This is a genomic window from Anaeromicropila populeti, from assembly GCF_900112775.1.
Classification (GTDB): Bacteria; Bacillota; Clostridia; order Lachnospirales; family Lachnospiraceae; genus Anaeromicropila_A; species Anaeromicropila_A populeti.
In genome coordinates this window covers 1-7,930 of the sequence record NZ_FOYZ01000032.1, presented here as the reverse complement: position 1 = coordinate 7,930, position 7,930 = coordinate 1, and the positions used below count along the sequence as shown (strand labels likewise).

Here is a 7,930-nt window from a genome sequence, read left to right as displayed (position 1 = left end):
TAATTTTTTACTTTTCCTGCCATGATAGTTATCCTCCATTTTTCTCATTATATCATGACCGAATATGATTTGTATAATTTATTATAACCTATTCAGGGTTTAGGAAAAACAAGTATCGCTCTTACTGCAATAAATGACCTACTGTTTGATTTCTTCGAAGCCCATAAGGTGTTAGTGGTAGCACCACTTCGAGTTGCAAGAGATACCTGGCCTGCTGAAATTGAAAAATGGGATCATCTATCTGACTTGATCGTTTCTGTTGCAGTAGGAAGTACTGCTGAACGAGTTAAAGCGTTAAAGGCTACAGCTGATATCTATGTAATCAATCGTGAGAATCTTTCATGGCTTATTGATGAAAGCGGACTTCCGTTTGATTTCGATACAGTTATAATTGATGAGCTTTCTTCCTTCAAAAATCATCAGGCCAAGCGCTGTAAGTCTTTTATGAAGGTACGTCCTAGAGTAAAACGCATTATTGGAATGACAGGAACACCAAGCAGCAATGGACTAATGGATTTATGGGCAGAGTTCAAATTGCTTGACATGGGTGTTAGGCTTGGAAGGTTCATAACTGCGTTTCGTACCAACTACTTTATGCCGGATAAAAGAAATGGCCAGATTATTTATAGTTACAAGCCTCTTCCCGGAGCAGAGAAATGCATCTACAAGAAAATTTCCGATATTACAATTTCAATGAAGTCTACGGATTATCTTAAGATGCCTGAACTGGTTAACAGTGAATACACGGTTATGCTTTCTGAAAAAGAGGCAGAACGCTATGACGAATTAGCAAAAGACCTTGTACTTACGCTTCCTGATGGTGAGGTTACTGCTGGGAATGCAGCAGCACTTTCCAACAAGCTCTGTCAGATGGCTAATGGTGCCATTTATAAAGATAGCGGTGAAACTCAGGTCATCCATAATCAGAAATTGGATGCATTGGAGGACATTATTGAAGCAGCTGCCGGAAAGCCAATACTTGTGGCCTATTGGTATAAACACGACTACGAAAGAATCGTAGAAAAGCTTCATTGCATAAAGGTTCCATTTTCTAAGCTGGATACTGCTGAAAGTATTCGAAGGTGGAACAACAAGGAAATACCTGTCGGTTTAATTCATCCGGCATCTGCAGGACATGGCTTAAATCTTCAGGCTGGTGGCTCTTGTATTGTGTGGTTCGGTCTTACCTGGTCATTAGAGTTATATCAACAGACAAATGCTAGGCTCTGGCGTCAGGGCCAAACAGCTGAAACGGTTGTGGTGCAGCACATCGTTACCAAAGGTACTATTGATGAGCGTGTCTTGAGGGCTCTTTCCTTAAAGGATAAAAGCCAGTCGGCGCTTATCGAAGCAGTCAAAGCTGATCTGCAAATGAGAGTCAAATAAAGACAATCCGTGCCAATCCGAGAAACAAAAACTTGGAGGTGCGATATGGAACCATATGAAAGTTTAGCGAATGCGATTATAGTACAGGCAGTCAAGGATTACCGGGAAGCCTTACAGCGTTTGGGCCGTCACCCAGAGAAAAATGATTACAAAGCTGAGGTTAACTCACTTGAGCGCTTCTTCTGTTCTGGCTGGTATCAGATGTTGACTGATCTTGACGGTACCATCTTAATGCGCAAGATACGAGAAAAACTGGAGGTGCCTGCCTATGACTGCTAAAGAATATTTGTCCCAAGCCTATCGTTTGGACCAGCGGATCAACAGCAAGCTGGAGCAGGTTGCTTCATTGAATGAATTGGCAACTAAATGTACTACAACATTGACGGGGATGCCACGTAATCCGAGTCATGGAACATCTATGATGGCCGACGCTATTTGTAAAATCATTGATCTTCAGAACGAGATCAACAAAGACATTGATCGCCTTGTAGACTTAAAGGGTGAAATAATAGGAGTCATAAAAGCGGTTGACAGTTTGGAGTGCCAGACGCTTCTAGAGCTACGATACTTATGCTTTAAATCTTGGGAGCAAATCGCAGTGGATCTGGGATATAATGTTCGCCACGTTTATCGACTGCACGATGTTGCCACCTCACTGATTAAACTTCCTGAAACAAGTCAGTGAATGTCACTGTTTGTCAGTGTGGTTCGTGTGTTACTATTACAATAGAGAAATAGAATTCCAAAGGCCATCGTGGAGAGATCTGCGGTGGCTTTTGTTATGCCCTGAAAGTGAGGTGAACCGATGCCCTACAAACCTAAACGTCCCTGTGCTTACCCCGGCTGCGGTCGGCTTGCTGTACGCGAGCAATACTGTGCCGAGCATCAAAAAGCAATGGATAAACAATACAACCAGTACGAACGTGATCCCGCTTCCAACAAGCGATATGGTCGTGCTTGGAAGCGTATCCGTGACCGCTACATCAAGTCGCATCCTCTCTGCGAGGAATGTCAGAAGCAAGGCAAGTTCACTCCTGCCGAAGAGGTACACCACATCCTTCCGCTTTCCAAAGGCGGTGGTAACGAGAAGAGCAATCTCATGGCTCTTTGTAAATCCTGCCACTCTAGAATTACTGCAGAGAGCGGTGACCGGTGGGGGCGGTCAAATCTCTAAAACTTTTTAAAGCGGACAGCGGCGTGGGGCTTCGTGTTAAAAAACGCGGTTTCAAACGAGGGAATAGCCCCAGCCCTGCTAAGTGAGGTGAAAATATGGCGAAAGACGGTACAAATCGAGGCGGCGCTCGTGTAGGTGCAGGTGCGAAAAAGAAGCCCCTGACTGACAAAATCGCCGAAGGCAATCCAGGAGGCAGAAAACTGACGGTGATGGAATTTAAGGATACGGCAGACCTAAAAGGACTTGAAATGCCCGAGCCAAATAAAATGCTCGAAGCTATACAAAAAGATGGCAAAGCCTTGGTTGCAGGAGAAATCTACAGAAATACATGGCGGTGGCTAAACGAACGTGGATGTGCAGCTCTGGTAGAGCCTCAGCTATTGGAACGCTATGCAATGAGCGTGGCTCGTTGGATTCAATGTGAGGAAGCTGTCACAGAATATGGCTTTTTAGCAAAACACCCTACTACGGGTAATGCCATTCAAAGCCCTTATGTGGCAATGGGTCAGAATTACATGAACCAAACCAATCGGTTGTGGATGGAGATCTTCCAGATCGTTAAAGAAAACTGTACAGGAGAATACAACGGCGCTAGCCCACAGGACGATGTAATGGAACGTCTGCTCATGGCAAGGCGAGGAAAATAAATCAGATAGGAGGAAAATATGATTACTTATAAAACAGCAGAAAGTGTCTGCATTGGACATCCAGATAAACTCTGTGATCTCATTGCTGACAATATCGTGGATGCTTGTCTTCGTAAAGACAAAGCTTCCCGCGTGGCCTGTGAGGTCATGGCGACCAAAGGTAAAATTATCGTGGCGGGCGAAATCACCTGCAGCGGTAAAGTAGACATATGCTTCATCGTAAAAAATGTACTTCGTGAGGTGGGATACAATCCGTGGAAGTTCACAGTATTTGTTTTTGTACACCAGCAAAGTGCAGACATTGCGGCGGGTGTAGATAATGCGCTTGAAGCACGAAATGGTATCAATGACCCATACGGTTCTGTAGGAGCTGGTGACCAAGGCACGGTTTATGGTTACGCAACCAATGAAACCCATGAGAACCTGCCCCTCCCTCTGGTGCTTTCCCATCGCATTGTAAAACGCATTGACAACTGCCGCAAAGGAAAACTCATTAAGGGTATTCTGCCTGACGGCAAAGCGCAGGTTACTGTGGAATATGAGGATGGCAAGCCCAAACGTGTAAAAACCATTGTAGTTTCAGTCCAGCATGATAAGGGCAAGACACAAGAAGAATTGAAAACGGATATCATCAATAATGTACTTTGGCAGTGTTTTGAGGATTTTCCGTTTGATGATGATACTGAAATCCTTATTAATCCCTCCGGCAGATTTGTCGAAGGTGGTCCCGCTGCCGATACAGGTTTAACCGGCAGAAAAATCATGGTCGATACCTATGGTGGTCTTGCGTCTCACGGCGGAGGTGCCCTTTGTGGCAAGGACCCAACCAAGGTTGACCGAAGTGGCGCGTACATGGCGCGATACATTGCAAAGAACATCGTATGGAGCGGTCTTGCAGAGAAATGCGAGGTCGCTCTTTCTTATGCTATAGGAAAGGCAAACCCTGTGGCAGTTGACGTGACTTCCTTTGGTACTGGCAAACTCACCGATGATCAGCTCACCAATATTGTGCAGGATGTGTTTAACCTCCGACCGGCGGCAATCATTGAAAAACTAAGGCTGAGAAATTCAATCTACTCCGATACGGCGGTTTATGGTCATTTCAATTCCTGTCTGTTCCCGTGGGAGGATGTAAATATGTACACAAATTTAAGAAAGGCGGCTGAGTAGTATGCAGATAGAAAAACTGAAAACTGAGCTATTGATTCCAGCCGACTACAATCCTCGTAAAGATTTGAAACCCGGTGACCCGGAATATGAAAAGCTGAAACGCTCCATCGAGCAGTTCGGTTATGTTGAACCCGTTATATGGAATAAGACTACATCTCATGTTGTCGGTGGCCACCAGCGTTTGAAGGTGCTGCTTGATATGGGCATCACCGAAGTCGAGTGTGTGGTTATTGAAATGGATGAGGAAAAAGAAAAGGCCCTCAATATCGCCCTCAATAAGATCAGCGGTGATTGGGATAAGGATAAGCTGGCTCTCCTCATTGCGGATTTGCAGGGAGCGGACTTTGACGTGTCCCTCACCGGCTTTGAGCCTGCCGAACTTGATGCGCTTTTTAAGGATTCGCTCAAGGACGGTATTCATGATGATGACTTCGATGTGGATGCTGAACTGCAAAAGCCTGCACTCACCAAGCAAGGCGATGTCTGGAAGCTTGGGCAGCACAGGCTAGTCTGTGGTGATTCTACTAAGGCTGACACTTTCACGCTACTGATGGACGGGAAACTCGCAAATCTTGTGGTAACTGACCCTCCATACAACGTCAACTATGAAGGTTCGGCGGGCAAAATCAAAAACGACAATATGGGAAATGAAGCATTCTACAATTTTCTGCTTGAGGCGTTTAAGAACACCGAGGCGGCAATGGCAAAGGATGCTTCTATTTATGTGTTTCATGCAGATACTGAAGGTCTGAATTTTAGAAAGGCATTCTCTGAATCAGGTTTCTACCTTTCCGGTACTTGCATCTGGAAAAAGCAGTCGCTTGTTCTCGGTCGATCACCTTACCAATGGCAGCATGAGCCTGTTCTTTTCGGCTGGAAGAAGTCTGGAAAGCACAACTGGTATGCCGATCGTAGGCAGACCACCATCTGGGAATTTGAGAAGCCGAAGAAGAATGCAGACCATCCCACCATGAAGCCTGTGGCACTGGTAGCATACCCGATTCTCAACTCAAGCCTGACCAACTGCATAGTACTCGATCCTTTCGGTGGTTCGGGAAGTACTCTTATTGCATGCGATCAGACGGATCGTATCTGCTACACTGTTGAACTGGATGAAAAGTACTGCGACGTGATTGTAAAAAGGTATATTGAGCAGGCCGGGAACGCAGATAGTGTATTTCTATGGAGAGATGGTACGGAGTATAAGTATTGTGATCTGCAGGAAATAAATGCTGACGACTAAACTCCATCTACACAAAACGCCGCCAATCAATCGAAACAGTTTCCCTACAGAAATATGCTCGAAACGACTTGCTATTTACAGCGCTCAGAGTGATATATGTAGTACCGAAAAAGAAAGGCGGTATGAAAAATGCAGATTAATTATAATGTTACAGGCGCACAACGAAAATCACTGGTAGGAGCAATCAGCCAGGAATTAAATGCTCCGACAAAATACCTCGGTGCACCAACCTTCGCTTACGAGGTAGGCGGCTACCACATTGACAAGAATGGGACACTCAGAGGATATGACAATCCCGGACTGGTTGCTGACCTTCAGGGATTGCACGACTTCAAAGCTATTACAGAAGAATACGACACTCCACTCCCGGAAGCAGAACCTGTGCCGGAGGATGTTCAAATTCCTTACGAAGCCGCTCTTGGTGGCAGGGTCAGCCCTTACTACGATAACGAGGAGCCACCTGCATACGGGGAACCCGAGCAAGAGGATACGCTCGAACCTAACCGATTGACCATCGAGATGCCAAGGTCGGCTTTTACCGATATGGCTCTTGAAAACCTCAAGCGATTGGTTGAAAGCAAATCCTCTCTAATCCAAAAGGCTCTCGCTATTGATTGCACCCATATCATTACAGGTGAAGAAACTATCAGCTTCCCTTGGTTTCAAGGAGAGCTTACTTCAGATGAGGTCAAAGCCTACACGCATTTTGTTACTGCATTATGCGAGATGGCAAAAATACAGCAAAGAGTCAATGCTACCGAAAAGCAAGTGGAAAATGAGAAGTATGCTTTTCGATGTTTCCTCATCCGGCTTGGTTTTGTCGGCACTGAATACAAGATGGAACGTAAAATCCTGCTAAAGAACCTATCAGGCAATAGCGCCTTTAAGAATGGCGCTCCGATTAAAGCTGAGGAGGTAACGACTGATGAATAACTTTCCTTCAAGGGAGACGGTGGAACGCCTCCGTAAGCAATACCCATCTGGCACACGAGTGGAATTGGTACACATGAACGACCCTTATTCGAAACTAAGGCCCGGCGACCAAGGAACCGTGGACTTCGTGGACGATACAGGTACAATTTTCTGCTCATGGGATATCGGTTCCTCTCTGGGTGTTGTGTACGGAGAGGATGCGGTGCGGAAGTTGTAAGGGTATGGCTTCGTAGAAACACACCCATAATTTGATGTGTTTTATTTCTCGGATTTCGCTTGCTATATAAGCCTTTTAGAGTGATATATGTACATGCGGAAAGCGCAAAACATACACATTCAGGAGGAAAACCACATGTTTACAAGCAGATTCGGGATTGAGATTGAGTTTACAGGCATTACAAGAAACGACGCGGCCAAGGTTGCAGCCGACTTCCTAAACGGAACGGTTACACACACCGGCGATTATTACGATACCAAGAAGGTAACGGCCCCGGACGGACGGGTTTGGAAGTTTATGAGCGACGGCAGCATCTCCTGCCAAAAGAAACAAGGCCGCCAGAAGGTAGCTGCCACCCGCGATTACAGCGTTGAGCTGGTAAGCCCCATATTAACCTACCGCGAGGACATTGAAATACTTCAGGAATTGGTCAGACAGCTTCGTCACGCTGGCGGATTTGCAAACAACTCTTGCGGAATTCACATACACCTTAACGGCTCGGACCATACACCGAGGAGCATAAGGAACTTCATGAACATCATCGCCAGTAAGAATGACCTTTTTTACAAGGCTTTGCAGATAGCACCTGAACGAATGAGTTACTGCAAAAAGATGGATAGCCTCCTGGTCGAGAAAATAAACCGACGCAAACCGAAAACGATGGAAGCCATAGAGAGCCTTTGGTACGAAGGCTACAGCGAAAGCACCAGCCGCCACTACCATTCAAGCCGATACCATTTTCTTAACCTGCACAGCTTTTTCACCGGCAACCAAACGGTCGAGCTTCGAGGCTTCAACAGCGAGCTATGAATAGGTTATAATAAATTATACAAATCATATTCGGTCATGATATAATGAGAAAAATGGAGGATAACTATCATGGCAGGAAAAGTAAAAAATTACACCGATGATTTTAAAAAGCAAATAGTCGCATTAAGGCAAAATGGTAAACCAGCAGCAGAAATAGCTAGAGAATATCAACTGGCTAAATCAACAGTAGTGAAATGGACAAATGACTATGGTAATACAGGTTCTTTTAAGGCTAAAGATAACAGAACTGACGAAGAAAATGAGTTGATTCGCCTTCGTAAAGAAAATAAACAGTTATTAATGGAGAATGATATTTTAAAGCAAGCGGCGCTGATAATGGCACGAAAGTA

The 7,930-nt window shown here is 45.1% G+C and carries 9 protein-coding genes and 2 pseudogenes; all 11 read left to right on the top strand.

Annotated features, from left to right (window positions below; all coding sequences use genetic code 11):
• Positions 1-96: 96 nt before the first annotated feature.
• A pseudogene (locus tag BM305_RS18555) lies at positions 97-1,386 on the top strand (SNF2-related protein); the annotation flags it as partial.
• Positions 1,387-1,431: 45 nt separating this feature from the next.
• Positions 1,432-1,665, top strand: coding sequence for a hypothetical protein (locus tag BM305_RS18550; protein WP_092564447.1), 234 nt, complete (start codon positions 1,432-1,434; stop codon positions 1,663-1,665).
• A 109-nt stretch (positions 1,666-1,774) separates the two neighbouring features.
• The gene (locus BM305_RS18545; protein WP_330393542.1) at positions 1,775-2,071 is read left to right on the top strand and encodes a hypothetical protein; all 297 of its coding nucleotides are present in this window, start codon (positions 1,775-1,777) and stop codon (positions 2,069-2,071) included.
• Between the two features lie 120 nt (positions 2,072-2,191).
• Positions 2,192-2,560, top strand: coding sequence for an HNH endonuclease (locus BM305_RS18540; protein WP_092564441.1), 369 nt, complete (start codon positions 2,192-2,194; stop codon positions 2,558-2,560).
• Positions 2,561-2,655: 95 nt separating this feature from the next.
• Positions 2,656-3,207, top strand: a complete 552-nt coding sequence (locus BM305_RS18535; protein ID WP_092564438.1) for a P27 family phage terminase small subunit — start codon at positions 2,656-2,658, stop codon at positions 3,205-3,207.
• A gap of 18 nt (positions 3,208-3,225) precedes the next feature.
• Positions 3,226-4,377, top strand: a complete 1,152-nt coding sequence (metK, locus tag BM305_RS18530) for a methionine adenosyltransferase (protein WP_092564435.1) — start codon at positions 3,226-3,228, stop codon at positions 4,375-4,377.
• A gap of 1 nt (position 4,378) precedes the next feature.
• Positions 4,379-5,620 carry a site-specific DNA-methyltransferase gene (locus tag BM305_RS18525; RefSeq protein WP_092564432.1) on the top strand — a complete coding sequence of 414 codons (1,242 nt, stop codon included), beginning with the start codon at positions 4,379-4,381 and terminating at the stop codon, positions 5,618-5,620.
• A gap of 129 nt (positions 5,621-5,749) precedes the next feature.
• Positions 5,750-6,553: a virulence protein gene (locus BM305_RS18520; RefSeq protein WP_092564429.1), complete on the top strand. Its 804-nt coding sequence runs from the start codon at positions 5,750-5,752 to the stop codon at positions 6,551-6,553.
• The gene (locus tag BM305_RS18515) at positions 6,546-6,770 is read left to right on the top strand and encodes a DUF4314 domain-containing protein (protein ID WP_073587018.1); all 225 of its coding nucleotides are present in this window, start codon (positions 6,546-6,548) and stop codon (positions 6,768-6,770) included. The genes BM305_RS18520 and BM305_RS18515 overlap by 8 nt, the downstream gene beginning before the upstream one ends.
• A gap of 135 nt (positions 6,771-6,905) precedes the next feature.
• On the top strand, positions 6,906-7,580 hold the full coding sequence (locus tag BM305_RS18510; protein ID WP_456297673.1) for an amidoligase family protein: 675 nt from the start codon (positions 6,906-6,908) through the stop codon (positions 7,578-7,580).
• Positions 7,581-7,649: 69 nt separating this feature from the next.
• A pseudogene (locus tag BM305_RS18505) lies at positions 7,650-7,930 on the top strand (transposase); the annotation flags it as partial.

Coding starts and splice junctions, on each gene's coding strand:
- BM305_RS18540 (WP_092564441.1), top strand. CDS start 2,192: ATGCCCTACAAACCTAAACGTCCCTGTGCTTACCCCGGCTGCGGTCGG.
- BM305_RS18550 (WP_092564447.1), top strand. CDS start 1,432: ATGGAACCATATGAAAGTTTAGCGAATGCGATTATAGTACAGGCAGTC.
- metK (WP_092564435.1), top strand. CDS start 3,226: ATGATTACTTATAAAACAGCAGAAAGTGTCTGCATTGGACATCCAGAT.
- BM305_RS18545 (WP_330393542.1), top strand. CDS start 1,775: ATGCCACGTAATCCGAGTCATGGAACATCTATGATGGCCGACGCTATT.
- BM305_RS18515 (WP_073587018.1), top strand. CDS start 6,546: ATGAATAACTTTCCTTCAAGGGAGACGGTGGAACGCCTCCGTAAGCAA.
- BM305_RS18525 (WP_092564432.1), top strand. CDS start 4,379: ATGCAGATAGAAAAACTGAAAACTGAGCTATTGATTCCAGCCGACTAC.
- BM305_RS18520 (WP_092564429.1), top strand. CDS start 5,750: ATGCAGATTAATTATAATGTTACAGGCGCACAACGAAAATCACTGGTA.
- BM305_RS18510 (WP_456297673.1), top strand. CDS start 6,906: ATGTTTACAAGCAGATTCGGGATTGAGATTGAGTTTACAGGCATTACA.
- BM305_RS18535 (WP_092564438.1), top strand. CDS start 2,656: ATGGCGAAAGACGGTACAAATCGAGGCGGCGCTCGTGTAGGTGCAGGT.